The sequence below is a fragment of the Agrobacterium sp. 20P9.1.2 genome, from assembly GCF_057799395.1.
Map to the genome: position 1 here is coordinate 1 of NZ_JBYOKI010000004.1, position 26,425 is coordinate 26,425.

Here is a 26,425-nt window from a genome sequence, read left to right on the forward strand (position 1 = left end):
ACATCAATATCAACATCTTCTCAACGCAAAACAATCCTCGGCCCAGCCGATACAAAGGGCCGCATCAGCGGCCTTTCGCTTTTGAAGCGATAAGCCTAAAATACTTCAAAGATCGGCGCACCAAATATATGATGGTGCGTCCATAACAGGAGACAAATCCTAAAGGATTTGCTCCGAAATGGTCAGGTCCCTCAGAGGACAAACAACGGTATTTTGCCTTCGGCAAAAACCAGACCAGATACGCAAACCTAAACAGGTTTGCTCTGGCGCGATAAATCCCTCCGGGATTTACGCTGGACGCGGGGTGGAGCAGCCCGGTAGCTCGTCAGGCTCATAACCTGAAGGCCGCAGGTTCAAATCCTGCCCCCGCAACCAAAACATATCCCAAATCACCGAGATAATCAGAATAAACTGCCTCAAACGGCAGCGTCCACGTTCCGACGTCAAACATAACGCCGACCATGTGGAAACATCACAGGGCGGCGATCCGAATTGGTCAGACGCCGTCCAACAACTCAACCTACCGAAGCTTCGACTTCAAGCTAGCATCCGGAAAACAGGTTGCTGCTAACCCATTCCTCGACTGCCAGTCCCCAAGCGAGCGACGCGTCTTGAAACCAGCCAAACCATCCGCCTTGCCGACGTCATAACCTTCGCTCACAAGCGCCTGCTGCATCGCCAAAACATCAGACCGAAGCATCGAGCCAACATCACTCCATTTGGATTGGAAAGAACCTGCATTGTTCTCGCCACCAACTAAAGCGCTTCTGCTCGAAGCAAATTTGTAGACAACTGCTATGTCGGTGACTCTTTTTATAGGGCATGAAAATATGTGCCGAACACGGCAACCCGACTGCCGTAGCCACCCTTACACCCATCAACCCTCCCGCGTCGCCGGGATCACGATATCTACCCGCAAACCACCTGACGGCGTGTTGCTGGCTGTTGCGCCGCCACCGTGCCATTCGGCGGCGCGGCGGGTGATGGCGAGGCCCAGGCCGAAGCCGGAGCGGGTGGTGACGGTGGAGCTTTGGGAGAAGGGCTGGAAGATGGTCTCCAGTTCTGTTTCCGGCACGCCAAGCCCTTCATCCTGAATGGAGAGTGATAGATTGGTGCCTCTCACCTCTGATGTGACGAGCACCGATGTTCCGGTTTCGGTATATGCAATCGCGTTGCGGATGACGTTTTCCAGCGCCCGGTAGATCAATTCACCATTCACCGACGCAACGAATGTCTCGACGCCCTGGTAGATGATTTTCACCTCGCGGGCCTGGCTTTCAAAGCTTGCATCTTCAACGATTTCTCGGACGAGATCTATGACGTCTAGCGTTTGTCGGTCGAAGCGCGGGGTGCCGCGTTCGGAAAGTCTGGCCAGCGTCAGGATTTCGCCGACCAGTTGGTCGAGGCGCTCCACTTCACGTCCCATGCGCTCGATCATGGCCGTCAGTCGCGCCGGGTTTTGTTGCAGAACGCCGATTGCGGCTTGCAGCCTCGACAGTGGCGAGCGAAGCTCGTGCGAGACGTCGTGAAACAGTTGCTGCTGAGTCTTTTGAAGCTCCTGCAGACGTGTGGCAGTGATGTCGAGATCGTGGGCAAGTGACGTGATTTCGTCGCGCTTGCTGCCGATTGTGTGGGCGATGCGAACGTCGAGCTGGCCATTGGCCAAAGCGCGAAGTCCGTAACGGAGCTGCTCGACTGGGCTGATGAAATAGCGAGCGAGCCAATAGGCGGCAGCCGCAGCGGTCAGTAGGGCAGCCAGCCACGGTACGGCGCGTGGCCAGGTCTTGGAAATCATACCCTGCAAAGAGCCCGCAATCTCGATGCGGTAGCAGTTCCCGTCGCTTGCGACGGCTTTCATGAATTCGCTGCCCGCTGGTGTTGCACAGTCGGTGGCAGGACCGGCTGCGCTTATGTTGATGGGAATGTCCCGGCTCGTTCTTTTTATCGCCGCGAGTAATGTCTTGGCTGCGTCCAGCCCATTGGATTGCAAAAGCTGCGACGTTGTTTCCATCGCAAACACATGTTCGCGGTGGGTGACCTCCTCCTCGAAAGGGGATTGAAACAATATGCTAATGGTGAACAGAAACGCGATGGAGCCAGCCATGGCAAGCCATACGACGGTAAAGAACTTCCAGAACAGGCGACGCATTTCTAGCCTTCCAGCAATTGATAGCCACGGCCTCTTACGGCCTGTATCCAGGGTTGTTCGTCTGCCCGTGTTCCGAGTTTTTGACGGATACTGCTGATATGCACGTCAATGCGTCTGTCGAAGGCTGTCAAAGGTTTGCCGAAGGCGCGAAGAGAAATTTCCTGCTTGGAAACCAGCTGACCAGCAGAGCGCGCAAGAACTTCGAGCAGGCTGAACTCCGTACCGGTCAGTTCCAGCGGCGTGCCGTGCCATTCGGCAGTGCGCTTGGAGGGATAAAGAACCAGATCACCGGTTCTGATTTCTTCCACCGACCCATCGCGCTCGCTTCGGCCGGATCGGCGCAGAATGGCGCGGATGCGCGCCGCCAGCTCTCCTGGCGAACAGGGCTTTGACACGTAATCATCGGCCCCGAGATTGAGACCGGAAATACGATCGACATCATCGCCACGGGCCGTCAGCATCAGCACCGGCACGTCGCTGACCTGCCGGATTTTGCGCAGAACCTCGATACCGTTCATGCGCGGCATCATGATGTCCAGAACGATGAGATCGGTTGATCGGGAAAGAGCCTTGGCGACACCGATCCTGCCGTCGGCAGTGGCTTCGACGGCAAAACCTTCTTCGGTCAGGTACTCACCAAGCAGATTGGTGAGCTCCGTATCGTCATCAATCAAAAGAACCTGGGTCATGGTGTAATCCATCGGCTAGATGGACGACCTTTAAGGCTTACCATCTGCGAATACAGCAGTTTTACATATCTTTACATATTCTTGACCGACATTAACATCGCGATCCCTAAAATACGGCCTTGAGCTTTTCCAGGCAGTCCGGATCCAATGCGCATTACGGTTTTTCATTCCTTTTCAGTTTTCGCCACGGCAGTTGTGCTCACCGGCTGCACAAGCCTTGGCGAACTGAGACCTGTGGCCTCCGTCGTTGCCGCCCACTGGCACGCCACCTTACCCCATGGCGGTCGCTCCAGCGATCTTCTGGCCTGGTGGGCGAGTTTCAAGGATGGCTCTCTGGATGCATTGCTGAGAATGGCAGAGCAGGACAATCCGTCCATTCAGGAAGCGGTGGCCAATATCGACAAGGCACGGGCGACGCTCGACAGCACCAAGGCTGGCCTTTTCCCGGCACTCGATGGCTCCGCATCCGCTTCGCGCGAAGGCAACAAGGGCGACGATCTCAATAAGCTTTCGGCGGGGACGACCAAAAGCGGCGGGCTCGATGCGTCGTGGGAACTCGATCTTTTCGGAAAAACCAAGAAACAGGTGCAGGCTGCGGCGTCGAGAGCACAGGGCAAGGTCTGGTCTTGGCATGATGCGCGCGTATCTGTTGCGGCCGAAGTCGGCGATTATTATGTGCAATACCGCGCCTGCCGACAGCTGGAGCGGCTTTACAGTGACGAACTCGCCTCCCAGAAAGAAACGATCCGGGTGACGGAAAAATCCGCGCAGTCGGGCTTTACCTCGACAGCCGATCTGGCGCTTGCCCGCGCCAGCGCCGCATCCTCTTCGTCAAGCCTTACCTCGCAGCGCGGGGATTGCGAAATCCTTCTCAAATCCATCGTTCAGCTGACAGGTGGTGACGAGACCGCTGTCAGGAAGCTTCTCGACCATGGCCCAAGCCGTATTCCGCAACCCTCCCAGCTGCGCATCGCTTCGGTTCCGGCAGAAGCTCTGCGGCAGCGGCCCGATATCAACCAGCTGGAAACCGAAATTGTCGCGACGGTTGCGGATGTCGGTGCGGCCAAGGCGGATATGTATCCCAGCCTCAGCCTGAGCGGTTCGATTTCCATCAGCCAATCCACCGTTACCGGTAGATCGGTGCCATGGTCCTTCGGCCCGGCCCTGTCCATTCCTCTGCTGGATGGGGGATCGAAGCGGGCGGCGGTCAGAAGTGCGGTTGCAGATTACGATGTCGCGGTGGCGAGTTACAAGGACGGTGTCCTGAGTGCGGTGTCCGAGGTCGAGACAGCGCTTGTGAATGTGAATACGGCGCTGAAACGCATCAATGATGCCAAGTCTGCCGCAGACAATTATCAGAGCTATTTCCGGTCTATCGATCAGAACTGGAGGTCCGGCGGGGCCAGCATTCTCGACCGTGAGGAGGCGCGCCGGTCTGCGCAGTCCGCCGCCATCAGCCTCATCGAAATCCGGCGCGATGCGGTCCAGTACTGGATTGCTCTTTACAAGGCTCTCGGAGGCGGCTGGGCTTCGCCAGCCAATGTTGCCGTTGCCTCCCTCAATGGAACACGCTGATGCAAAAATATGTCTTCATTCCTGCTGCAATTGCAGTTGCACTCGCTTTTGCCCTGAGTACCGATGCGCGCGGTGAGGACAGTCAGCCGACGACCACCCGCGCGGCGGCGCTGAGTGTCAACGTAACCAAGCCGGAGGTTGCCTCCTGGCCCGTGACTATTCCTGCCAGCGGCCGGCTTGCGGCATGGCAGGAAGCTGTCATCTCGGCTGAAGTCAGTGGCTTGCGGATCACTGACGTCAAAGCAGATGTCGGTTCTTCTGTGAAGAAGGGTGACCTGCTCGTGCAATTTGATCCCAAGACATCGCAGGCCGAACTCGATCAACAAAAAGCCGCCGTCGAAAAGTCCCAGGCAGAGCTAGACCAGGCCGTTGCAAATGCAGACCGCGCCCGCGGATTGACGGGCTCCGGTGCCCTTTCGAACCAGCAGACGACTGAATATCTCATCACCGAGCGCACTGCCAAGGCAGAGCTCGCGTCATCTCGTGCTTCTCTCGTCTCTGCGCAACTGACACTGGACCGAACCAAGGTCTATGCGATTGATGACGGCGTGATTTCCAGCCGCTCAGCCTCCTTGGGCAAGGTCGTCAATGCTGGCGACGAGTTGTTTAAGCTGATCCGCCAGAACCGCGTTGAATGGAACGCTGAACTACCGGTCAAACGTCTGGCTGACGTGAAGGAGGGGACGAAAGCCATCATCTCCACGCCTGCGGGTGATGTTCATGGCGAGGTGCGGTTGATATCGCCGACTTCGTCTACGGATAACGGGCGGGTGATTGTTTATGTCGCGCTGCATCCTGACGCAGGCATGCCGCAACCCAAGACCGGCGTTCTGGTCAGTGGTCATTTCGAGTTTGCCCAGACCGATGCCCTCACGGTGCCCGCTTCGGCGGTGACACTGAGGGACGGCTTTTCCTACATCTTCATCATGAACCCATCGCAGCAGGACACGGTTTTGCGAAAACGTGTCGATACGGGTCGGCGACAGGGGGATCGCGTCGAGATTCTATCTGGCATCGACAAGGCTGACAGCATCGTCGCATCGGGCGGCGCATTTCTGGCGGATGGCTCCGTTGTTCGAGTCATAGAGGCAGCCGAAGTTGCCGATGGGCAGGCCGCGAAATGAATTTCTCCTCCTGGTCCATCCGCAATCCGGTTCCGCCGATCCTGCTTTTTGCGCTTTTGACCGCCTGCGGTCTCTGGGCGTTCAACCGCCTCGATGTGCAGAATTTCCCCGATATGGATCTACCGACCATCGAGATTTCAGCATCGCTGGATGGTGCCGCGGCATCCCAGCTGGAAACTGAAGTTGCGCGCAAGATCGAAGATGAGCTGACGGGGCTGACGCAGCTCGATTCGGTCACGACGACGATTACCGATGGATCGGTCAGCATCTCCGTGGCCTTCAAGGTCGGCAAGGACACGCAGGTCGCGCTGGATGAGGTCAAAAGCGCCGTTGATCAGGCGCAACCCGATCTGCCACAGGATATGAACGCGCCGACCGTTTCGAAGCAGTCGCTCAACTCCTCGCCGCTCATTACCTACGTGGTTCATTCCGACAAGCTGGATGATGCGGAACTGTCATGGTTCATCGACAACGACATGTCGCGCGCTTTGATGGCCGTGGATGGCGTTGGAGAAGTCGGCAGGCTGGGCGGCGTCGATAGAGAGATTCGCGTGGCACTGAACGCCGATCTGCTGGATGGCCTCGGTCTGAAGGCCAATGACGTCAACAGCCAGGTCGAGGCGGTGCAGTCCGATCTTTCGGGCGGTAAGGGGCGCATTGGCGGCGAAAGCCAGTCTGTTCGCACGCTGGCGGCTGCCAAGAGTGCGGATGAGATACGGGCTCTGCCCATTCCGCTGTCGAATGGAAGCTGGGTTCGGCTGGATGAGGTTGCCACTGTCACCGATACTCACAGCGACCTGACATCGCTGGCCTATCTCAATGGCAAACCGGTGATTGCCGCGCAAATCAAGCGCTCCAAAGGATATTCCGATACCGCCGTGACAGACCGCGTTCGCGAGGCGATCAAAACATTCGCCGCCGCCAATCCGCAGGTGACGATCGAGGAGGCCTATAACACCGTCGTACCGACAGAGCAGAATTACGAATCCTCGATGCACATGGTCTATGAGGGAGCGATCATCGCCATTCTGGTCGTCTGGCTTTTCCTTCGCGATTGGCGCGCCACGCTTCTGGCCGCCGTGGCCTTGCCGCTTTCCATCATTCCCACCTTTCTCGTCATGTATCTGCTGGGTTACAGCCTGAACACGATCACGCTTCTGGCGCTTTCGCTGGTGGTGGGCATTCTCGTGGACGATGCCATCGTGGAAATCGAGAATATCGAGCGACATCTCAATATGGGCAAAAGCCCCTTTGATGCGGCGATGGAAGCTGCGGATGAGATTGGTCTCGCGGTCATTGCCACCACCTTCACCCTCGTCGCCGTATTTTTGCCGACCGCATTCATGGGGGGCGTCCCGGGCATCATCTTCAAGCAATTCGGCATCACGGCCTCCGTCGCCGTTCTCGCCTCGCTTCTCGTCGCGCGTCTGGTCACTCCGATGATGGCGGCCTATCTGATGAAGGCGACCGGCAAGGCCCATGATGAGGACGGGCGGATCATGACGGCCTATCTCTGGCTTGTGGAAGGCGCACTCAGACGTCGCTGGCTGCCCGTGCTAGGCACTGCGGCTTTCATGGGCTTTACGGTTCTGCTGTTAAGCCATCTTTCGACGGGCTTTTTCCCGGCATCCGACAATGCACAAACGCAGGTAACGCTCACCACCCCGTCAGGATCGACCATCGAATCCACGGACGAAGCCGCACAAAAGGCGTCCAGCATCATCGCAGGTGTGGACCATGTGACCTCGGTCTTTCAGGCAACTGGCACGGCATCGACGGGCGGTATGAACAGCACATCCACGGGCAGTACGGACAGTGCCACCATCGTCGTCAACCTGACACCCATCGATGATCGCGATATCAAACAATCCCAGATCGAGGGGGATTTGCGCAAGGCTTTGGAAAAGTTGCCCGGTGTTCGGATCGAGATTGGTTCGGGCGGCAACGGTACCCAGCTGACGCTGACGCTTGCGGGCGACGATTCCGATCTTCTGGAAAAGGCCGCCTCCAGCCTCGAAGCCGATCTGCGCACCCTGCAAGGCATCGGCAACGTCACATCGTCAGCCGCAATGCAGGCGCCGGAAATTACCATCAAGCCCAATCTGACAGAGGCGGCCTCTTTGGGGGTAACTTCCAAAGCCATTGCCGAGGCCGTGCGTGTCGCAACGTCTGGCGCCTACGATGAAGCGCTTTCCAAGCTCAATCTGCCGGAGCGTCAGGTGCCGGTTCGCGTCATGCTGGATACGGTCAATCGTCGGTCGCTGGATGCGATCTCGCTGATCCCCGTGGAGGGCAGGGACGGCAACGTCGCGCTCGGTGCGATTGCCGATATCACCATGGGTTCCAGTCCAAGCGAAATCGACCGGCTGGACCGCTCGCGCAATGTCTCGCTTACCGTCGAACTCAATGGCAGAAGTCTTTCGGAAGTCCTGGCGGAGGCTGAAAAGCTGCCGAGCTACCAGAACCTGCCGCAGGGTGTGAAATTCGTCGAACAGGGAGAATTGAAACGGCAGAGCGAGCTGTTCAGCAGTTTCGGCCTGGCCATGGCCATCGGCATTTTCTGCGTCTATGCCGTGCTGGTCCTGCTCTTCCACGATTTCCTTCAGCCGGTCACCATCCTCATGGCCCTGCCGCTCGCCTTCGGCGGTGCCATGCTGCCTCTGGTGCTGGGGGGAATGAGCTTCTCCATGCCAGCGGTCATCGGCCTGCTGCTGCTGATGGGCATCGTCTCGAAGAACTCCATTCTTCTCGTGGAATATGCGATTGAGGCGCGCAGAGGTGGCATGTCCCGCTACGATGCATTGATCGATGCCTGCCACAAGCGGGCAAGACCCATCGTCATGACCACCATCGCCATGGCCGGCGGCATGCTCCCCGCCGCCCTCAGCCTCGTCTCCGGCGACCCCAGCTTCCGCCAACCCATGGGCGTCGTCGTCATCGGCGGACTGATTACGTCCACCTTCCTCAGCCTTCTCATCATTCCTGTCGTGTTTACGTTCCTGGATGATGTGTTGATTTGGGTGAAGGGGCGTATCGGCCACTCCACCCACCATCATGCCTCGGATAAAAACGTCGCGATGACTTCCAGAAATGCCGGGCCGTAACGGTCCAGTTTGGCATCGCCGACGCCGGGGACTTTGGCCATTTCGGCGCGGGAGGTGGGTTTAGCACCTGCGAGTTCGATCAGCGTCTTGTCATGGAAAATGACATAGGGCGGCAGGTTTTGGGTGCGGGCGATTTCCATGCGGCGTTCGCGCAGGGCCTGAAACAGTGCGGCGTCCTCGTCTGGGAGGCTGATGGCCGGCCTTCCACCTGCCTTGCGATCACGGCTTGTTTTGCGTGGCGCCTGAGGCTTTCGCAGCATCAGGCTTGGTTTTTCGCGCAGGAACTGACGCCCTGTGTCCGAGATCGAAAGACCGCCGTGTCCTTCGAGATCCACTTCGATCAGGCGGGATGCGATCAGCTGCCGTAGAATGGCACGCCATGTGCGGTTATCGTGTTCCTTGCCGATGCCATAGGTGGTGATCTGGTCGTGGCCGAAACGGGTGATGCGTTCGTCTTCTGCGCCTAAGAGAACACTGATGATATAGGCCTGGCCGAAGCGTTCGCCCGTTCGGTAGATGCAGGACAGGATTTTCTGGGCGGCGATAGTGCCATCGAAGAGTTCCGGTGGCTCCGCGCAGGTATCGCAATTGCCGCAAGGGTCGCAACTGTCACCGAAGTAGGAGAGCAGGGCCTGTCTGCGGCATCCTGCCGTTTCGGCCAGACCCAGCAATGCATCCAGCTTTTGCCGTTCCATATGTTTGCGCTGGTCAGGCGCATCCGAGGTTTCGATGAAGCGGTTGCGCAGCGCGATGTCTTCGGAACCGTAGAGCATCAGCACATCGGACGGCAGGCCATCACGCCCGGCGCGGCCTGTTTCCTGGTAATAGGCTTCGATGCTGCTGGGGAGGTCGATGTGAACGACGAAGCGGACGTCTGGCTTATCGATGCCCATGCCGAAAGCAATGGTGGCGACCATGATGATGGCTTCACCATGCTGGAAACGGGTCTGGTTTTTCTCGCGCTGCTCGCGCTCCATTCCTGCATGATAAGACAGCGCATCATAACCTTCGGAGCGCAGCCATTCTGCCGTTTCCTCGGTCTTTCGTTTGGACAAGCAATAGATGATGCCGCTTTCATCCTGATGGTCCCGCAGGAAGCGTTTGACCTGCGCGCGCGGATTGTCCTTTTCCATGATGGCATAGCGAATATTGGGGCGGTCGAAACCGGCGATGAAGGCATCGCTGCCCTCTATGCGCATATGCTCCAATATTTCCGCCCGCGTCGGCTCGTCTGCCGTGGCGGTCAGCGCCATGCGCGGCGTATCGGGAAAGCGCTCGATCAGCATGTCGAGCTGACGGTATGGCGGGCGGAAGTCGTGACCCCATTGCGACAGGCAATGGGCCTCATCGATGGCGATGAGCGACAGGGGGACATTCTCCAGCGAATCCAGCACATCCGGCTTCAGCAAAGTTTCCGGTGCAGCATAGAGAAGGCTGACTTTTCCGGCGCGAATATCGGCCCATAATGCGCGGCGCTCATCCGGCAGAAGATTGGAGTTGAGTGCTTCAGCTCTCACGCCCGCCTGACGCAGGGCGGCAACCTGATCGACCATCAGTGCAATCAGCGGCGAGACGACGAGGCCCATGCCGGGGCGGGAGAGGGCAGGAATCTGATAGCAGAGCGATTTGCCTCCGCCCGTCGGCATCAGGACGAAGGCATTGTTGCCGGCAATCACGTGCTGGACGATGTCTGCCTGCTGCCCGCGAAATGTGTCGTAGCCGTAGATCGTTTTCAGAATATGGAATGGATCGGTATTCAAGGGCATCTTCTTCGAGATTCGGTTGCCCGGCACCTCATTCCATATTCATGATAATCACAACCCCTTTAGAGCGTGAAACACAGGCAATCACTCTGCTGCGGTCTTGACGCAGCCCTCGATGATCCCTCGGATTTCAGCGCGGCAAGAGCCGCAATTCGTGCCCGCGCTCAAGGTCTTGCCGATAGCTTCGACGGTTTGGCAGCCATCGCGAATGGCGGAGGTGATCTGGTTGACGCCGACATTGAAGCAGGAGCAGACGGTGGCGCCGGGGTCTGCCTTGCCGGCCCCCGGGCGCCCGGCAACAAGCGCAAAGCGCGTGCGCAAATCTTCATGGCGAGCGGAGAGTTGGGAAATTGCCCAGTTACGCGCGACGCCAACGGGTTTGTCGGCGATGAACAGCGCGGCCAACAATGTCTCGCCATCGAAAAAGGCAAGGCGGACTTGGGCGGTGCTATTGTCGGCATAGCCGATGGGTTCGATGCTGACATCGACGCCAAAAACGCTACGCGCCCAGGCGCTCCAGTCTTCGGGTATCTCATCGAAGGCCATCTCCAGACGATAGCCGCCGTCGGCTTTGGCCAGCGCCCAATAGGCGCAATCGAGGCCCTGCGGTTTAGCCTGCGTTACTGCGAAGGCATAGGCTTTCGCGTGAAAACGGCGCGCGGTGACGGCGATGTTTTTCGATGCCGGTTGGCCGGAGAAGGGGTCGGTTACCGATGGCACCAGCTTGTCGACGCGGGCATTGGCAGCAAACTGGTCGTTCCAGTGCATGGGCACGAAGATATTGCCGCGCGCCTGTCGCTCCGTGACCAGCGCCCGAACGATAATCTTGCCGAGCGGGCTTTCGATTTCAACCAGATCGGCGCTGTCGATACCTGCCTCCATCGCATCGCGCGGGTGCAGTTCAACGAAGGGTTCTGCGAGGTGAGATGAGAGGCGCGCGCTTCTGCCGGTGCGCGTCATGGTGTGCCACTGGTCGCGAATGCGGCCGGTGTTGAGGGTCAGCGGGTACTCTGCATCGATGCGGGATGTTTGCGGCAAGGTGACGCTGACGAAGCGGGCCTTGCCATCGGCATGATAGAATTTTCCGTCTGCAAAGAAGCGCGTTGTCTCGCGGTGTCCAGAGGGGGGCTGCGGCCAATTGAAGGGTGGCAGGTCGTCATAGGTCGGCTTTGTTAGCGTGGAGTATGCGCCAATGTCGAAATCACGCGACCCGTTATTCTCGAATGCGGAGAGATTGGCATGTTCCGTGAAGATATCGGCCGGGCCGGCGTAATCGAACGCCTCGGCAAAACCCATACGGCGACCAACCTGCGCCAGTTGCCACCAGTCTGCCGTGGCTTCTCTCGGTGCGGGCAGATAGCCGCGCTGGCGGGAAATGCGGCGCTCGGAATTGGTGACGGTTCCGTCTTTCTCGCCCCAGCCCAGAGAGGGCAGGAGGACATGGGCGTATTTGGCCGTGTCGGTGGTTGCGAACATGTCGGAGACGACGACGAAGGGGCAGGCTTTCAATGCGGCTTCGACGGCGCTGGCATCCGGCATGGAAACCACGGGGTTCGTCGCCATGATCCACAGCGCCTTGATCCGTCCGTCGGCGACGGCCTGAAACAGATCGACGGCTTTGAGGCCCGGCTTTTGAGCTATGGTTGGTGCGTTCCAGAAACGCTGAACACGGTCGCGGTCATCGGCATTTTCGATGGCCATATGGGCGGCTAGCATATTGGCGAGCCCACCCACTTCACGCCCGCCCATGGCGTTGGGTTGGCCTGTCAGTGAAAACGGTCCCATGCCTAGCCTGCCGATGCGACCCGTGGCGAGGTGGCAGTTGATGATGGCGTTGACCTTGTCCGTGCCGCTGGCCGATTGGTTGACGCCCTGGCTATAGCAGGTGACGGTCTTTTCCGTGCGCTCATAGAGTTCGTAGAACTGGATGAGTTCTGCGATGGTCAGCCCCGTTGCTTCTGCGATCTCGGGGAGGCTGTACTCCCTAGCGGATTGGATTGCAGCATCGAAGCCGTTTGTGAAGCTCTCGACATAGGCATGGTCGATGGTGGCGCCGTCGGCGAGATGGGCCAGAAGACCGGTGAACAGCGCCACATCACCATCCGGGCGGATTGCCAGATGCATGTCGGCAATATCGCAGGTCATGGTCCGGCGCGGGTCGATGACGACGATGCGCATATCCGGGCGCTCGGCCTTGGCGGCGGCGAGACGCTGGTAGATGACCGGATGGCACCAGGCCAGATTGGAGCCGGTCAGGATGACGAGATCGGCTTCGAATATATCCTCATAAAGTCCCGGCACCGTATCTGAGCCGAAAGCGCGTCGGTGGCCTGCGACCGAGGAGGACATGCACAGGCGCGAATTGGTATCGATGTTGGCCGAGCCGATGAAGCCCTTCATCAGCTTGTTGGCGACGTAATAATCTTCCGTCAGCAATTGGCCGGAGACGTAGAAGGCGACCGAGTCAGGTCCGTGTTCGGCAATGGCATCTGCAAATTTCGAGGCTACGTGATCAAGCGCATTGTCCCAGCCAACCCTGACGCCATCCACCCGCGGATAGAGCAGACGCCCGTCGAGATCAATGGTTTCGGCCAGCGCCGAGCCCTTGGAACAGAGGCGTCCCAGATTGGCTGGGTGATCGGGATCGCCTTTGACGGTGACAGCGCCATCGTCTTCGATGCTGGCAATCACACCGCAGCCGACGCCGCAATAGGGACAGGTGGTCTTGACCTCTTGTGCCATGCTCACTCCGCCGCGATCATGAGGCTTTCGATTGATATCGACAGCTTGCCGTCCACATTCCGAACCGGAATGGTGCGCACCGAGCCTTCATCCGCGCCAAGCGCCTTGCCAGTTTCCAGCGAAATCACCCAATTGTGCAGCGGACATGTGACCGATGCGCCGTGGACGATGCCCTGGCTTAAGGGTCCGCCCTTGTGCGGGCAATGGTCCTCGATGGCATAGACGTCGTTGTCCGCCGTGCGGAACACCGCGATCTTGCCCGATGGTGTTTTCACGCAGCGTGCGCCGCGCAGAGGAATGTCGGAGATTTCGCCGATATCGACCCAGTTCATTGCGTTCATCCTGTCCTTGTCGATGATGTCTCCGGGTGGGCGGAAACTCCTCTTTCCGCCCACCCGACTGCCCACGCGTCCGTCACGCCTTGCGGCGGTCGGTCACTCTGCGGCTTGATTAAAGCCGATGGTCGCCATCGGTTTGAACTCGTGCTTGTGTTCGCCGGACACGCGCTCCGACCAGGGATCGACCTGCGCGAATGTCTGGCTGAAGACGAAGCGCTCGAAATAGGCCTTGCGCTTTTCGGCATCACCCATGATCTGGCGGCGAACCTCGTCGTAACCGATGCGCTTGGCCCATTTGTAGATGCGCTCGAGATAACGGCCCTGTTCGCGGTACATCTGCGTCAGCGCCACGATATGCTCCAGAGCCTCGTCCTCGGTTTTGACGAGGCCAAGCACTTCCGTGCCCTTGATGTCGAGACCGGCGGCACCGGCAAAGTGGATTTCATAACCACTGTCGACGCAGATCACGCCGATATCCTTGCAGGTGGCCTCGGCGCAGTTGCGCGGACAGCCGGAGACGGCGAGCTTCAGCTTGGCCGGTGTCCAAGAACCCCACATGAATTTTTCGACGCGTATGCCGAAGCCGGTCGAATCCTGCGTTCCGAAGCGGCACCAGTCCGAACCGACGCAGGTTTTGACCGTGCGAAGGCCCTTGGCATAGGCCTGACCGGAGATGAACCCGGCCTTGCCGAGATCGGCCCAGACGGCGGGCAGGTCTTCCTTTTCGATGCCGAGAAGATCGATACGCTGGCCACCTGTGACCTTCACCATCGGTATCTCGAACTTGTCCACCACGTCGGCGATAGCGCGCAACTCATTGGCATTGGTCACGCCGCCCCACATGCGCGGCACGACGGAATAGGTGCCGTCCTTCTGGATGTTGGCGTGAACCCGCTCGTTGATATAGCGCGACTGGTAGTCGTCGGCATATTCATCCGGCCAGTCGGAAACGAGGTAATAATTCAGCGCCGGGCGGCATTTGGCGCAGCCGCACGACGTCTTCCATTCCAGTTCCTGCATGACGGCAGGAATGGTTTTCAGACCCTTTGCCTTGATCAGACGACGCACGTCATCATGACCAAGCTCCGTGCATGTGCACATGGGCTGAACGGCAGCCGGATTATAGCTGTCGCCCAGCGTCAATTTCATGACCTGTTCGACAAGGCCGGTGCAGGAACCGCACGAGGCCGAGGCCTTGGTGTGGGCGCGGACATCGTCCAGCGATGTCAGCCCCTTGCCGGTGATGGTGGAGGTGATCTTGCCTTTGCAAACGCCGTTACAGCCACAGATTTCCGCATCATCCGGCAAGGCTGCAACGGCCGCCATAGGGTCCAGTGGGGACCCTCCCTGATAGGCTTGGCCGAAAATGAGTGTGTCGCGCATCTCCGAAATATCGGTCGCTTTTTTCTTCAGGTCGTTGAACCACGCCCCATCGGAGGTTTCACCGTAAAGAACGGTGCCGATGATGCGATTGTCTTTGAGGATCACGCGCTTGTAGACGCCTGCGGTGGCATCGCGCAGCACGATTTCCTCACGGTCGTCGCCATCGGCAAAGTCACCGATGGAGAAGAGGTTGATGCCCGTGACCTTCAGCTTCGTCGGCGTATCCGCATGCACGAAAGCCGGTGTGGTGTCGCCGGCCAGATGAGAGGCTGCGACCCGCGCCATTTCGTAAAGCGGGGCGACAAGGCCATAGACCATGCCATCCACCTCGGCGCATTCGCCGACCGACAGGATGTCACCATCCGATGTTTGCATGCCCGCATCCACGACGATGCCGCGATTGACCGCAAGACCGGCATCCTTCGCCAGACCCGCATTGGGCCTGATACCGACCGCCATAACCACCAGCGTTGCCGGTATGATCGTGCCATTGTCTAGCTCGATGCCCTCGACCTTGTCGGTGCCGACAATCTGCTTGGTATTGGCCTTGGTGATGACCTTGATGCCGCGATCTTCCATCGCTTTTTGCAGCAGGTAGCCCGCTGCCGGATCGAGCTGACGCTCCATCAGCGTCGGCATCACGTGCAACACGGTCACGTCCATGCCGCGCATGGAAAGACCGGCGGCGGCCTCCAGCCCCAGCAACCCGCCACCGATGACGACGGCCTTTGCGCGGGATTGCGCAGCGAGCAGCATGGCATCGACATCATCCAGATCGCGATAGGTAATGACGCCGGGCAGATCCTTGCCGGGAACGGGAATGATGAAGGGAACGGAGCCAGTGGCGATGACCAGCTTGTCATAGCTTTCCGTCACGCCATGGTCGGATGTGACGGTCTTGGCCGTACGGTCGATGTTGACGATACGGTGGCCCTTATAGAGCGTGATGCCGTGCTGGATGTACCAGCCATCGCCATGGATGATGATGTCCTCATAGGACTTCTCACCCGACAGCACCGGCGAGAGCATGATGCGATCGTAATTGACGCGGGGCTCGGCGTTGAAAATCGTGACCTGATATCGCCCTGGTGCTTTCTCGAAGAGTTCTTCCAGCATGCGCCCGGGCGCCATGCCGTTTCCGATGATGACAAGTTTCTCTGTCATATTGGTTACTCCGCAGCTTCGACGAAGCGGTGACGTTCGTAGAGGAACTTCAACACGGCTTCGCGGCATTTGAGATAGGTTCGGTCGGAGGCAAGCTCGATGCGGTGGCGCGGCCTTGGCAGCGGCACATCGAGAATTTCGCCGATATGGGCGGCGGGACCGTTGGTCATCATGACGATGCGGTCGGACAGCAGCACGGCCTCATCCACGTCATGGGTGATCATGACCATGGTGTTGCCAAGACGGGCGTGGATTTCCATCACCGCATCCTGCAAATGGGCGCGGGTCAGCGCATCGAGCGCGCCGAAGGGCTCGTCCAGCAACAGGATTTTAGGCTCCATGGCCAGCGCGCGGGCAATGCCGACACGCTGCTTCATGCCGCCGGAAATTTCAGATGGCTTCTTGTCCTTGGCATGGGCCATCTGCACGAGGTCCAGATTGCGCATGACCCAGTCGTGGCGCTCAGTCTTTGTCTTGGTGTAGCGGAACACCTTTTCGACACCGAGATTGACGTTTTCGTAGACACTCAGCCACGGCAGCAGGCTGTGGTTCTGAAACACCACGGCGCGTTCCGGGCCGGGTTCGTTCACTTCGCGGTTCTCTAGAAGAACGACACCGGAGGAAACCTTGGTCAGGCCCGCGATGAGGTTCAGCATGGTGGATTTGCCGCAACCGGAATGGCCAATGACCGAGACGAACTCTCCCTTGCCGATGGTGAGGTTGATACCCTTCAGCACCTCGGCGCGGCTACCGCCCTTGTCGAAATATTTGTCGATGTTATCGAGCTTGAGATAGGCGTTCATGGGTTCCTCCTCAGTTGGCCGCTGCGCCGCGGGTGATGACATTGCCAAGCGCTGCGACCAGCTTGTCCAGCACGAAGCCGACGACGCCGATGTAGGCGAGGGCGACGATGATGTCGGGCAGGCGCGAGGAATTCCACGCATCCCAGATGAAGAAGCCGATGCCGACGCCACCGGTCAGCATTTCAGCGGCGACGATGGCGAGCCACGAGAGGCCGACACCGATGCGCAGACCGGTGAAGATGTAGGGCGCGGCGGATGGCAGCATGATCTTGTAGAAAAACTCCAGCTGGTTCAGCCGCAGCACCTGTGCCACGTTGCGGTAATCCTGCGGAATGTTGCGCACGCCGACAGCAGTGTTGATGATGACGGGCCAGATGGAGGTGATGAAGATCACGAAAATGGCAGATGGATTGCTGTCCTGAAAGGCGGCCAGCGACAGCGGCAGCCATGCCAGCGGCGGCACGGTGCGCAGCACCTGAAAGATCGGGTCGAGACCGCGCATCGCCCAGATGGACTGCCCGACGACCGCGCCAAGGATGACACCGGCGACGGCAGCAAGGCCGAAACCATAGGCCACGCGCTCCAGTGAAATCAGAACCCGCCAGCCCAGCCCGATATCCTGCGAGCCGTTGACGAAAAACGGATAGACGATCAGGTCGTAGCTTTCCTGAAACACCTGGCTCGGCGGCGGCAGCGTTGCGCCGGGGGCGGAACAGAGCATCTGCCAGATGACCAGCATGATCACCAGCACAACAAGCGGCGGAACGACGTTGCGGGCGATAGTGGCGGCGATCTTTTTGGCGTTCAGGGCCGGTGCCTTGCGGCGGTCGATGGCAATCACGGTGCCGCTTTTCGGAATGGCGGTGGTCGTTGCCATGCTGTCTGTCTTGCGGGCGGTTGCGGTCATGGGTCTATCCTGTTTGCAAGAGGTCCGTGCCCCTCACCCCTTGGGAGGAGGGGCGAGAGCGTCTTTAAGAAGCGGCTTTGATCGAAAGGCTTTCGAGATAGGCGGATGGGTTTTCCGGGTCGAAAACCTTGCCATCGAAGAAGGTCTCTTTGCCGCGGGATTTCGATGTCGGGATATCGGCAGCAGCCACGCCCAGTTCCTTGGCGGCTTCGCGCCACAGGTCTTCGCGGTTGACCTGGGATACCAGCGCCTTGATGTCGGTGTCGGGCGCGAACTTGCCCCAGCGAACATTCTCGGCCAGGAACCAGCTGTCATGGCTCTGGAACGGATAGGATGCGCCGTCCTTCCAGAATTTCATTTGCAAATCGGTGCCATGCGCCACGCGACCGTTGCCGTAATTGATGTCACCCTTCAGGCGACCCAGCACGTCCTTCGGCGGAACGTTGAACCATTGCCGCTTGCCCAGAATGGTCGACATCTCGTCCTTGTTGTCCATGCTGTCGCACCATTGCTGGGCTTCCATCACGGCCATCAGGATGGCTTTTGCGGCATTCGGGTTCTTTTCCACCCAGTCGGCGCGCATGCCGAGTGCCTTTTCGGGGTGGCCCTTCCAAAGCTCGCCGGTGGTACAGGCGGTAAAGCCGATGCCCTGATTGACCAGCTGCTCATTCCAAGGCTCGCCCACACAGAACACATCCATGTTGCCAACCTTCATATTGGCGACCATTTGCGGTGGCGGAACGACGATGGTGGAGACATCCTTGTCCGGGTTGATGCCGCCAGCGGCCAGCCAGTAACGAATCCATAGATCATGGGTGCCGCCGGGGAAGGTCATGGCCGCCTTGATTTCCTTGCCCTCGGACTTCTTTTTCTCGAAGGCCGCTCTCAGCTTGGACGCATCCAGCTGTACGCCGGTATCGGCATATTCCTTGGCAACCGAAATGCCCTGGCTGTCGAGGTTGAGGCGCGCAAGAATGGCCATCGGCACCGGCACATTGTTCTGCGTCACCTTGCCGGTGTGGATGAGGTAGGGCATGGGGGTAAGAATATGTGCGCCATCGATACCGTTGGACGCGCCGCCGAGAACGAGATTGTCGCGCGTTGCACCCCAGGAGGCCTGCTTGGCAACTTCCACATCCGGCATTCCGTATTTGGCGAAGAGACCTTTTTCCGAAGCGACGATGAGCGGGGCGGCATCCGTCAGCGCGATGTAGCCGAGCTTTGCGCCCGTCACCTCAGGCGCGGCAGTCGCGGCAAAGGCACCGGATGGGAAGGCGGATTTCATGGCCGTGATCAGGGCTGCGGTGGCAGTGGTCTTCAGCATGCTGCGGCGGCTTATGGTGCCGGTGAATGTCGGTTTCATGCGCATGTTCCCCATTTTTGATCCGCCATTCCGGCGCTGTTTGCGAAAGGTAAAAATAAAAAAACGCCGCTCGGAGATTGCGTTTGCCGGGAGGGAGGTCCCGGTCAGCAAAAACCTTGCGACGTCGATGTCGTTGGTAAGCAGCAGTGAAGCGCTTTTATCCTCGATCGCCGTTGACCGAGTGCTTTATACCAAGCAAACGTTGTGCCAGTTTGGTAGAGCTTGAGCAAGCATCTGATATAAAAGCGTTATTTGTGGAGGTGTATCGTTTGTGCAAAATTTAATCGCGACGTTCACGGCTCATCTTTTGCGCACATGATGTCGGCGCGGCTTTTTCGGTGCGTAGCATTTGTGCAGTGCGTTAGAGTCAGGTGTCGTCTGCGCGGGCAGTACCGAGGTTTCTTGCGCTGACTGGGAAGTTCTTCACATAGTCCTCGATCGCGCTCGGATCGAAGACGTGGCCATCCATGAAACGGTCGCCATCCGTGTTACCTTCGATGCGCGTATCGGCCTCCGCCGGTGTGTTGTTCGCGCCCAAAGCATTGCGATAGAGATCGCTGCGATAGGCCGATGCCGCAGCCTCTGTGGCTTGTTGCGTGAATTGAGCTTGCCCCCAGCGGATCATCTGGCTGTAAATCCACAGGGCCTGACTCTTGCGCGGATAATTCGCGAAATTATCATGGAAAGTGAAATAGCGCTCGATCACGCGTTGGTTGCCCTGCGCATCGACACTGAAGCGTCCGGCCAGTACCTGACGGATGATCTCCACGGGTGCGGCGATGTATTTCGCATCCGCCAGTGTCTCGGCCAATGCGCCGTGATTGTCGGCTTGGTCGCACCATCGGGCGGCGGCATCCAGCGCCACCAGCAGGCGGGAGACGGCTTCGGGCTGTGCATCCGCCCATTCCGGGCGCATGCCGATGACCTTTTCCGGTGCTGATGGCCAGATGTCCTGTTTGGCCGCGACGATGCGGCCGATGCCGCGTTCGCTCGCCACCATGTTCCACGGCGCGCCGACGCAGAAGCCATCGATGGCGCCTGCGGCCAGCGCATCTGACGTCAGTGGCGGCGGCACCACGACGAGTTTGACATCTTGGTCAGGGTCGATACCGCCAGCCGCCAGCCAGTAGCGGAATTCGTAATTGTGCGATGAGAAGGGGTAAGTGACGCCAAAGGTCGGCGCGGCTTCACCACGTGCGCGCATCTCATCCAGAAGTGTCTTTAGCGCCCTGGCATTATCCAGCGCGCCAGCGGTTTCGGACAGTCCCGTCACCTCGCGCATACGCGCAAACAACCGCGTCGACAGCGTAATCGCGTTGCCGCCACGTCCGAGCGAAAACGGCGTGATGGTGGGCGAGGGGTTGGAGCCGAGATCCAGCATCGAAGCGACCGGCATGGGTGACAGCATGTGGGCGATATCGAACTGGCGGAAGGCCAAGCGGTCGCGCACATTGGCCCATGATACGTCTTTTACGAGATCGAGCTTCAGGCCTTCCTTCTCCGCAAAGCCGAATTCGGCGGCGGCGATCAGAACGGACGCATCAACCAGCGGAATGAAACCAGCCCGCAGCGTGCGTTGGCGGTCATTGCCGATCAAGGCAGGCCCGGTTTCGCCGCTGCCGCTATTCGTTACCTCGCTGACGATGGTCGTCATATCCTGTGCTCCATTTCCTCGCCTGCGCCGCTCACATCAACAGGCCCGCAGCCGTCACGACGCTTTGCGCAATCTCGGACAGTTTTTTCTTCTCGTTCATGGCTGTCTGGCGCAGAAGGGCGAAAGCCTCTTCTTCCGAGAGCCCGCGCATCTTCATCAGAATGCCCTTGGCACGCTCGACGATCTTGCGGTCTTCCAGCGCCGATTTCGCGTCCGCCAGTTCCCGTTGCAGGCGGCTGAAGGCGTTGAAACGGCTGACCGCCATGTCGAGAATGGGTTTGACACGCTCTTTCTTGAGCCCGTCGACTATATAGGCCGAAACGCCCGCTTCGACGGCGGCTTCGATGGAGGCTGTATCCGAGCGATCCACGAACATGGCGATGGGTCGGCCGACGGTGCGGGTCAGTTGAAACAAATGCTCCATCATGTCCCGGTTGGGATTTTCGATGTCGATGACGATGACGTCGGGACAGAGCGTGTCGATAATGCGGGCGACGCCATGGACTTCATGGATGACCGTGACGCGGTCGTGCCCCGCCTCCCGCAGGCCTTCCTCGATTATGGAGGCGCGGATGGCGTTTTCATCGATCACCAGAATGGTCAGGTCGCGGTGCGTCATGTGCGCATAGATGACGCAGGGCAAAGAGATTTGCAATCTTTTTAATCGCGATTAAAAACAAGGCATTTGTTGTTGAGTGTTTGTATCAAATCCTGTCTCGTCATCGCAGGCGGCTTGACAAGTATGCCATGTTTATAAAAAGTTAGCCGCATGAGTGCTGGGGCGGAATGGTTATCTGAAACGAGCCCGATAAGCCGCAAGAGTGCGGCGGAATCGGTCTTCGAAGATTTGCGATTGGCAATCGTCTCCGGGCGATTGACGGTGGGCACCCGCTTGCCTGCGGAAACGCACCTTGCCGGTCGCTATGGCGTCAGCCGACCGATTGTGCGTGAGGCGCTACGGTCTTTGCAGACACTGGGCATGACCCAGACGCGGACGGGCAGCGGCACATTCGTTCTGACGGACAAACCAAGCCGCGAATTAAGCTATGGCGGTTATTCCGCGCGCGATCTCATCGAAGCGCGTCCCTTTATCGAGGTTCCCGCTGCCGGTTGGGCTGCGGTGCGGCGTACCAACGAGCAGTTGGCGCGCATTCTGAAACTCTGTGACGCCTTGGATTTGCAGGAAGATCCACATAAATGGGTCAAGCTGGATTCCGAGTTTCACAGCACTATCGCCGAAGCCTCCGGCAACGCGCTTTTTGCCAAAGTGGTGGCCGATGCGCGTGATTCCTTGAGTCAGCAATCGGAACTGCTGAACATCATGGCTGATCGCCGTATCGCCTCAAATATCGAGCATCGGCTGATTGCGGAAGCCATTGCTGCGGGTTCGGATGAAACTGCCCGGAGCGCCATGGAAGCGCATCTCGGGCAGGTCAAGCAGGTCGTCACCGCCATTATCGGTGATGAAAAGGCGCTCGGTTAGAGCGCATCTTCCGGCTGCGGTGTGAGGCTGAACAGCGGCAGATTGGCCAGCAATTCCGGTCGCAAGGCCCGTTCAAGCTGTTCGGCATTCAAATAGCCTTTTTCCAGAACCACCTGCGCGACCGTGCGCCCGGAGGCCAGTGCTTCCTGCGCCACCTGCGTTGCAGCGTAATAGCCGATCAGCGGGTTGAGCGCGGTTGCGAGACCGAGGGATTCTTCCAGCCTGCGCGCCATGATCTCGACATTGGCGGTAATGCCATCGACGCAGCGTTCCGCGAGTGTGCGGCAGGCGGCGCTCAGCTGCGCGATGCTATCGGACAATGAGCGAACGATGACCGGCTCGAACGCATTGAGCTGAAGCTGCCCGCCCTCTGCGGCCATTGTAATGGTGATGTCATTGCCGATGACCGAAAAGGCGACCTGATTGACCACTTCCGGAATGACCGGGTTGACCTTGCCCGGCATGATGCTGGAGCCCGCCTGGACCGGCGGCAGGTTGATTTCGCCGATGCCGGCACGAGGACCGGAGGACAGCAGGCGCAAATCGTTGCAGGTCTTCGACAGCTTGACGGCAACCCGCTTCAGCACGCCGGAGAGATGCACGAATGCACCGGGATCCTGTGTCGCCTCGATCAAATCTGCTGCGGTGACAAGCGGACGGCCCGTGAGTTCGACCAGATGCTTGCAGGCAACTTCGGCATAACCAGCGGGCGCATTCAGCCGCGTACCGATAGCCGTCGCGCCGAGGTTGATTTCATGCAGCAGGGCTGCGGATTCGATCAGGCGAAGACGATCTTCGCCCAGCATGATCGCGAAGGTGCGGAATTCCTGGCCCAATGTCATAGGCACGGCGTCCTGTAACTGTGTGCGACCCACCTTGAGAATGCCGTCAAATTTCTTGGCCTTGCGCTCGAAAGCGTCCTGCAAAATGAGCATAGAGGCGGCAAGATCATCGATGGCTTCGATCAGCGCGACATTGATGGCGGTGGGGTAAGCGTCATTGGTCGATTGGCTGAGATTGACGTGGTCGTTGGGGTGGAGATGAGCGTAGTCGCCCTTTTTGTAACCCAGAATTTCCAGTGCGCGATTGGCGATGACCTCGTTGGCATTCATGTTGGTGGAGGTGCCTGCACCGCCCTGGATGACATCGATGATGAACTGGTCGTGCAGGGCACCCTCGCGGATTTCGCGGCAGGCCTGTGAAATGGCGGTCAGCTTTTCGTTGTCCAGCAAACCCAACTCATGGTTTGCCCTTGCCGCAGCCTCCTTCACGAAGGCCAGCCCGCGAATGAGGTAAGTATATCGGCCAATGGCAATACCGGTGATCTGGAAATTTTCCGCGGCACGCGCTGTATGTACACCCCAATAAGCCTCGCTCGGAATGTCTTTTTCACCGAGCAGATCGTATTCCTTACGCATGGTCACCACGGTTTCCTCCACATGGGCAAACATTAAAATCTGTAAAGCTGCTTGACAGATTTATGTTTTGTACGCCTGGTATGGGGCAGCGTCAACGGGGGTGGATTGAGGGTTGACGCACGGTATAAGGGCCAGTATCTGGAAATAATCTGTCTTACAGCATTACAGGATCTGGTTATTTAGCATATTTTGTAGTGGTCTATACAACATTGAAAGTCGCTGATCCCGCCATGCTAGGATAGGCCATCCGGGTGGAGAGGATTTGCTGACGACGAAAGCTCTCAGGGAGGGGCGATGTCAGTGGACAAGTTGAACCAAGCCAACCATGAACGTCAGGTGGAAGCCCGGGAAGACCTCGGTTACCACAAGGCGCTGAAGCCGCGCCAGATTCAAATGATCGCCATTGGCGGCGCTATCGGAACCGGGCTTTTTCTCGGTGCGGGCGGACGTCTCGCCGTTGCCGGACCGGCTCTGATTTTCGTTTATGCCCTGTGTGGCTTCTTCGCATTTCTGGTGCTGCGTGCGCTTGGCGAACTCATCATGCACCGCCCGACATCGGGCTCCTTCGTATCCTATGCCCGTGAGTTCTACGGCGAGAAAATGGCGTTTGCTGTCGGCTGGATGTACTGGCTGAACTGGGCCATGACCTCGGTTGCCGATGTAACCGCCGTTGCGATCTACATGAATTTCTTCAAGCAATATGTGCCGTGGATGCAGGGTATCGACCAATGGGTCTTTGCCCTTGGCGCGCTGATCATCGTGCTGGCCATGAACATGCTGTCGGTGAAAGTTTTCGGCGAGCTGGAATTCTGGTTCAGCCTCATCAAGGTCATTGCTCTGGCCACCTTCCTCGTGGTCGGTGTGTACTTCGTCATTTTCGGCACGCCCATCGAAGGCCATGTCACCGGCTTCAGCCTGATTACGGACAATGGCGGCTTTTTCCCCAATGGTATTCTGCCAGCCTTCATCATCGTCCAGGGGGTGCTGTTCGCCTATGCATCTATCGAGCTGATCGGCACGACGGCGGGCGAGACGGAAGATCCGCGCAAGGTCATTCCCGGCGCCATCCGCACCGTGGTTTTCCGCCTGCTGGTGTTTTATGTCGGCTCCGTGCTGCTTCTGTCGCTGCTTTTGCCCTATACGGCGTATAAGGCTGGCGAGAGCCCGTTCGTAACGTTCTTTGGCTCCATCGGCATCGAAGGTGCTGACATCATCATGAACCTCGTGGTGCTGACGGCTGTTCTTTCGTCGCTGAATGCCGGGCTTTATTCCACCGGTCGCATTCTGCATTCCATGGCGGTTTCCGGCTCTGCGCCGGCGGCACTGGCGAAGATGAACAAGGCGGGCGTGCCCTATGGCGGCATTGCGGTTACCGCCGTTGTCACCGTCATCGGCGTCATTCTGAATGCCATCGTTCCGGCTGCCGCATTTGAAATTGCCCTTAATGTTGCGGCACTTGGCATTATTTGCGCGTGGGGTGCCATCGTGTTATGCCAGCTCAAGCTGTGGCACCTGGCCCGGCAGGGGAAAATGAATCGTCCTGATTTCAGACTGTTTGGCGCGCCTTACACCGGCATACTGACGCTTGTCTTTCTCTTTGCCGTACTGGTACTGATGGCACTGGATTATCCGGCTGGCACATGGACGGTGGGTTCGCTCATCATCATTGCACCGGCTCTTGTTGCGGGGTGGTATCTGTTGCGCAATCGCATTCACCAGCTGGCAGAGGCAGACACATTGAGAAGCGCCGATGCGCGGGGACAGAAGTGAGCATTGTGGAATCGAAATTGCTGGTGGCGGTTATTGCCACCGGCGGCACCATTGCCAGCACGCGTGATGAAACCGGTGCGGCCAAGCCCGCACTGTCGGGCGAACATCTGATTTCAGGCCTCTCCGACGCCGAGGTTCTGGTCAAGCCGGTCGAGCTGATGGCGAAGGATTCGTCCAGCCTCACCATCTCGGACATGCAGGATATCAGCGATGCCGTGGGCCGGGAGCTGGCCGATCCGGCGGTGTCGGGCATTGTCATTCTCCATGGCACCGACGCCATGGAAGAAAGTGCGCTTCTGGTTCACCTCCAGCATCGGCTGACCAAGCCGGTCGTCTTCACCGGCGCGCAGTTTACCGCGGATCATCCACATGCAGATGGCCCCGGCAATCTTTCCGCAGCCATTGCCGCATCTGCTGATCCGGCCAATGCGGACAAAGGCGTTCTTCTCTGTTTCGGCGGCAGGCTTTTGCCCGCATGGGGGCTATACAAGCGCTCCTCGGATGAGCCGGATGCCTTCGATCTTTCCGGGCAGGCAAGCTGTTCGCAAAGCCCCGGTTTTACCGCTACCGTTAAAGACGTCAGGGTGGATATCGTCGCCATCTATCCGGGTTGCGATGCGGTTCACATCGATGCCAGCCTCAACGCAGGTGCCAAGGGCATCGTCCTGTCTGCGCTCGGCTCCGGCAATGCCAATTCTTCCATCGTTTCTGCGGTCCAACGCTGTTGCGAAAACAAAGTGCCTGTGGTTGTTTCCAGCCGGGTTCCGGTTGGTGAACTGGTGGCCGGTTATGGCGGAGGTGGCGGGGGTCACGACATGGGTGCCGTGGGGGCAATCCATTCCCGCACGCTGAGAGCAGGGCAGGCAAGAATTTTGCTTGCAGCCATGATCTCTTCTGCGAAAAGCCACGAAGAAATGGTCAGCGCATTCAACGATTTTCAAAAAGTGGCGAAAGCGTGATTTTTTCAGGAACCTTTGTGACCTGATGCCGTTTCCC

At 58.6% G+C, this 26,425-nt stretch carries 18 protein-coding genes, 1 tRNA gene and 1 pseudogene; 7 read left to right on the forward strand and 13 right to left on the reverse strand.

The features are described from left to right. Window positions 1–298 precede the first annotated feature (298 nt). Window positions 299–375, forward strand: a tRNA-Met gene (locus AC27VJ_RS12690). A 145-nt stretch (window positions 376–520) separates the two neighbouring features. Here AC27VJ_RS12690 and AC27VJ_RS12695 read toward each other — a convergent pair. From AC27VJ_RS12695 to AC27VJ_RS12705, 3 genes and pseudogenes are all read right to left on the reverse strand, one after another. Next, window positions 521–736: pseudogene (locus AC27VJ_RS12695) on the reverse strand (peptidoglycan-binding domain-containing protein); the annotation flags it as partial. Between the two features lie 141 nt (window positions 737–877). Further along, entirely contained in the window at window positions 878–2,149 is a 1,272-nt protein-coding gene (locus AC27VJ_RS12700; protein WP_488684351.1) for a HAMP domain-containing sensor histidine kinase, read from the reverse strand. A gap of 2 nt (window positions 2,150–2,151) precedes the next feature. Then, window positions 2,152–2,838: a response regulator gene (locus AC27VJ_RS12705; RefSeq protein WP_077106441.1), complete on the reverse strand. Its 687-nt coding sequence runs from the start codon at window positions 2,836–2,838 to the stop codon at window positions 2,152–2,154. A gap of 147 nt (window positions 2,839–2,985) precedes the next feature. Here AC27VJ_RS12705 and AC27VJ_RS12710 point away from each other — a divergent pair, with 147 nt between their 5' ends. The 3 genes from AC27VJ_RS12710 to AC27VJ_RS12720 are packed head-to-tail and all read left to right on the forward strand — an operon-like array spanning window position 2,986 to window position 8,641. Beyond that, window positions 2,986–4,413 carry an efflux transporter outer membrane subunit gene (locus AC27VJ_RS12710; protein WP_488684352.1) on the forward strand — a complete coding sequence of 476 codons (1,428 nt, stop codon included), beginning with the start codon at window positions 2,986–2,988 and terminating at the stop codon, window positions 4,411–4,413. Continuing rightward, complete coding sequence (locus AC27VJ_RS12715) at window positions 4,413–5,537, forward strand: efflux RND transporter periplasmic adaptor subunit (RefSeq protein ID WP_488684353.1); 1,125 nt, start codon at window positions 4,413–4,415, stop codon at window positions 5,535–5,537. Before AC27VJ_RS12710 ends, AC27VJ_RS12715 begins: the two co-directional genes overlap by 1 nt. Further along, window positions 5,534–8,641 (forward strand): efflux RND transporter permease subunit, encoded by a 3,108-nt coding sequence (locus AC27VJ_RS12720; protein ID WP_488684354.1) that lies wholly within the window; start codon window positions 5,534–5,536, stop codon window positions 8,639–8,641. Before AC27VJ_RS12715 ends, AC27VJ_RS12720 begins: the two co-directional genes overlap by 4 nt. Here the strand turns inward: AC27VJ_RS12720 and recQ are convergent. The 9 genes from recQ to AC27VJ_RS12765 form a co-directional block, all read right to left on the reverse strand. Then, window positions 8,590–10,401 (reverse strand): DNA helicase RecQ, encoded by a 1,812-nt coding sequence (gene recQ / locus AC27VJ_RS12725; RefSeq protein WP_488684355.1) that lies wholly within the window; start codon window positions 10,399–10,401, stop codon window positions 8,590–8,592. The genes AC27VJ_RS12720 and recQ overlap by 52 nt on opposite strands. 87 nt (window positions 10,402–10,488) lie before the next feature. Beyond that, window positions 10,489–13,146 (reverse strand): nitrate reductase, encoded by a 2,658-nt coding sequence (locus AC27VJ_RS12730; RefSeq protein ID WP_488684356.1) that lies wholly within the window; start codon window positions 13,144–13,146, stop codon window positions 10,489–10,491. Window positions 13,147–13,148: 2 nt separating this feature from the next. Continuing rightward, window positions 13,149–13,478, reverse strand: a complete 330-nt coding sequence (gene nirD / locus AC27VJ_RS12735; protein ID WP_488684357.1) for a nitrite reductase small subunit NirD — start codon at window positions 13,476–13,478, stop codon at window positions 13,149–13,151. Window positions 13,479–13,580: 102 nt separating this feature from the next. After that, window positions 13,581–16,031, reverse strand: coding sequence for a nitrite reductase large subunit NirB (nirB, locus tag AC27VJ_RS12740; protein WP_488684358.1), 2,451 nt, complete (start codon window positions 16,029–16,031; stop codon window positions 13,581–13,583). 5 nt (window positions 16,032–16,036) lie between these two features. Then, window positions 16,037–16,834 carry an ABC transporter ATP-binding protein gene (locus AC27VJ_RS12745; RefSeq protein WP_488684359.1) on the reverse strand — a complete coding sequence of 266 codons (798 nt, stop codon included), beginning with the start codon at window positions 16,832–16,834 and terminating at the stop codon, window positions 16,037–16,039. Between the two features lie 10 nt (window positions 16,835–16,844). After that, window positions 16,845–17,741 (reverse strand): nitrate ABC transporter permease, encoded by an 897-nt coding sequence (gene ntrB, locus AC27VJ_RS12750; RefSeq protein WP_077120583.1) that lies wholly within the window; start codon window positions 17,739–17,741, stop codon window positions 16,845–16,847. Between the two features lie 64 nt (window positions 17,742–17,805). Then, window positions 17,806–19,104, reverse strand: a complete 1,299-nt coding sequence (locus AC27VJ_RS12755; RefSeq protein WP_488684360.1) for a CmpA/NrtA family ABC transporter substrate-binding protein — start codon at window positions 19,102–19,104, stop codon at window positions 17,806–17,808. 367 nt (window positions 19,105–19,471) lie between these two features. Then, window positions 19,472–20,758, reverse strand: coding sequence for a CmpA/NrtA family ABC transporter substrate-binding protein (locus AC27VJ_RS12760; protein WP_488684361.1), 1,287 nt, complete (start codon window positions 20,756–20,758; stop codon window positions 19,472–19,474). A gap of 31 nt (window positions 20,759–20,789) precedes the next feature. Continuing rightward, window positions 20,790–21,377: an ANTAR domain-containing response regulator gene (locus tag AC27VJ_RS12765; protein WP_488684677.1), complete on the reverse strand. Its 588-nt coding sequence runs from the start codon at window positions 21,375–21,377 to the stop codon at window positions 20,790–20,792. A gap of 150 nt (window positions 21,378–21,527) precedes the next feature. On the opposite strand from AC27VJ_RS12765, the gene AC27VJ_RS12770 reads away from it, so the two are divergent. Continuing rightward, window positions 21,528–22,241 carry a FadR/GntR family transcriptional regulator gene (locus tag AC27VJ_RS12770; RefSeq protein ID WP_488684362.1) on the forward strand — a complete coding sequence of 238 codons (714 nt, stop codon included), beginning with the start codon at window positions 21,528–21,530 and terminating at the stop codon, window positions 22,239–22,241. Here AC27VJ_RS12770 and AC27VJ_RS12775 read toward each other — a convergent pair. Further along, on the reverse strand, window positions 22,238–23,659 hold the full coding sequence (locus AC27VJ_RS12775; RefSeq protein ID WP_488684678.1) for an aspartate ammonia-lyase: 1,422 nt from the start codon (window positions 23,657–23,659) through the stop codon (window positions 22,238–22,240). The two genes, AC27VJ_RS12770 and AC27VJ_RS12775, sit on opposite strands and share 4 nt — an antisense overlap. 294 nt (window positions 23,660–23,953) lie before the next feature. Here AC27VJ_RS12775 and AC27VJ_RS12780 point away from each other — a divergent pair, with 294 nt between their 5' ends. Together AC27VJ_RS12780 and AC27VJ_RS12785 are read left to right on the forward strand one after the other, a co-directional pair. Next, a complete protein-coding gene (locus AC27VJ_RS12780; protein ID WP_488684363.1) occupies window positions 23,954–25,429 on the forward strand; it encodes an amino acid permease in 1,476 nt (491 codons plus the stop codon). Further along, window positions 25,426–26,388, forward strand: a complete 963-nt coding sequence (locus AC27VJ_RS12785; RefSeq protein WP_488684364.1) for an asparaginase — start codon at window positions 25,426–25,428, stop codon at window positions 26,386–26,388. Before AC27VJ_RS12780 ends, AC27VJ_RS12785 begins: the two co-directional genes overlap by 4 nt. Window positions 26,389–26,425 lie beyond the last annotated feature (37 nt).

Bases quoted from the DNA above. Each gene is read 5' to 3' on its own strand.
- AC27VJ_RS12780 (WP_488684363.1), top strand. From the start codon at position 23,954: ATGTCAGTGGACAAGTTGAACCAAGCCAACCATGAACGTCAGGTGGAA.
- AC27VJ_RS12760 (WP_488684361.1), bottom strand. From the start codon at position 20,758: ATGACGACCATCGTCAGCGAGGTAACGAATAGCGGCAGCGGCGAAACC.
- AC27VJ_RS12700 (WP_488684351.1), bottom strand. From the start codon at position 2,149: ATGCGTCGCCTGTTCTGGAAGTTCTTTACCGTCGTATGGCTTGCCATG.
- AC27VJ_RS12745 (WP_488684359.1), bottom strand. From the start codon at position 16,834: ATGAACGCCTATCTCAAGCTCGATAACATCGACAAATATTTCGACAAG.
- AC27VJ_RS12755 (WP_488684360.1), bottom strand. From the start codon at position 19,104: ATGAAACCGACATTCACCGGCACCATAAGCCGCCGCAGCATGCTGAAG.
- AC27VJ_RS12770 (WP_488684362.1), top strand. From the start codon at position 21,528: ATGAGTGCTGGGGCGGAATGGTTATCTGAAACGAGCCCGATAAGCCGC.
- nirB (WP_488684358.1), bottom strand. From the start codon at position 16,031: ATGACAGAGAAACTTGTCATCATCGGAAACGGCATGGCGCCCGGGCGC.
- AC27VJ_RS12705 (WP_077106441.1), bottom strand. From the start codon at position 2,838: ATGACCCAGGTTCTTTTGATTGATGACGATACGGAGCTCACCAATCTG.
- AC27VJ_RS12730 (WP_488684356.1), bottom strand. From the start codon at position 13,146: ATGGCACAAGAGGTCAAGACCACCTGTCCCTATTGCGGCGTCGGCTGC.
- ntrB (WP_077120583.1), bottom strand. From the start codon at position 17,741: ATGACCGCAACCGCCCGCAAGACAGACAGCATGGCAACGACCACCGCC.
- AC27VJ_RS12775 (WP_488684678.1), bottom strand. From the start codon at position 23,659: ATGCGTAAGGAATACGATCTGCTCGGTGAAAAAGACATTCCGAGCGAG.
- AC27VJ_RS12715 (WP_488684353.1), top strand. From the start codon at position 4,413: ATGCAAAAATATGTCTTCATTCCTGCTGCAATTGCAGTTGCACTCGCT.
- AC27VJ_RS12720 (WP_488684354.1), top strand. From the start codon at position 5,534: ATGAATTTCTCCTCCTGGTCCATCCGCAATCCGGTTCCGCCGATCCTG.
- AC27VJ_RS12710 (WP_488684352.1), top strand. From the start codon at position 2,986: ATGCGCATTACGGTTTTTCATTCCTTTTCAGTTTTCGCCACGGCAGTT.
- nirD (WP_488684357.1), bottom strand. From the start codon at position 13,478: ATGAACTGGGTCGATATCGGCGAAATCTCCGACATTCCTCTGCGCGGC.
- AC27VJ_RS12765 (WP_488684677.1), bottom strand. From the start codon at position 21,377: ATGACGCACCGCGACCTGACCATTCTGGTGATCGATGAAAACGCCATC.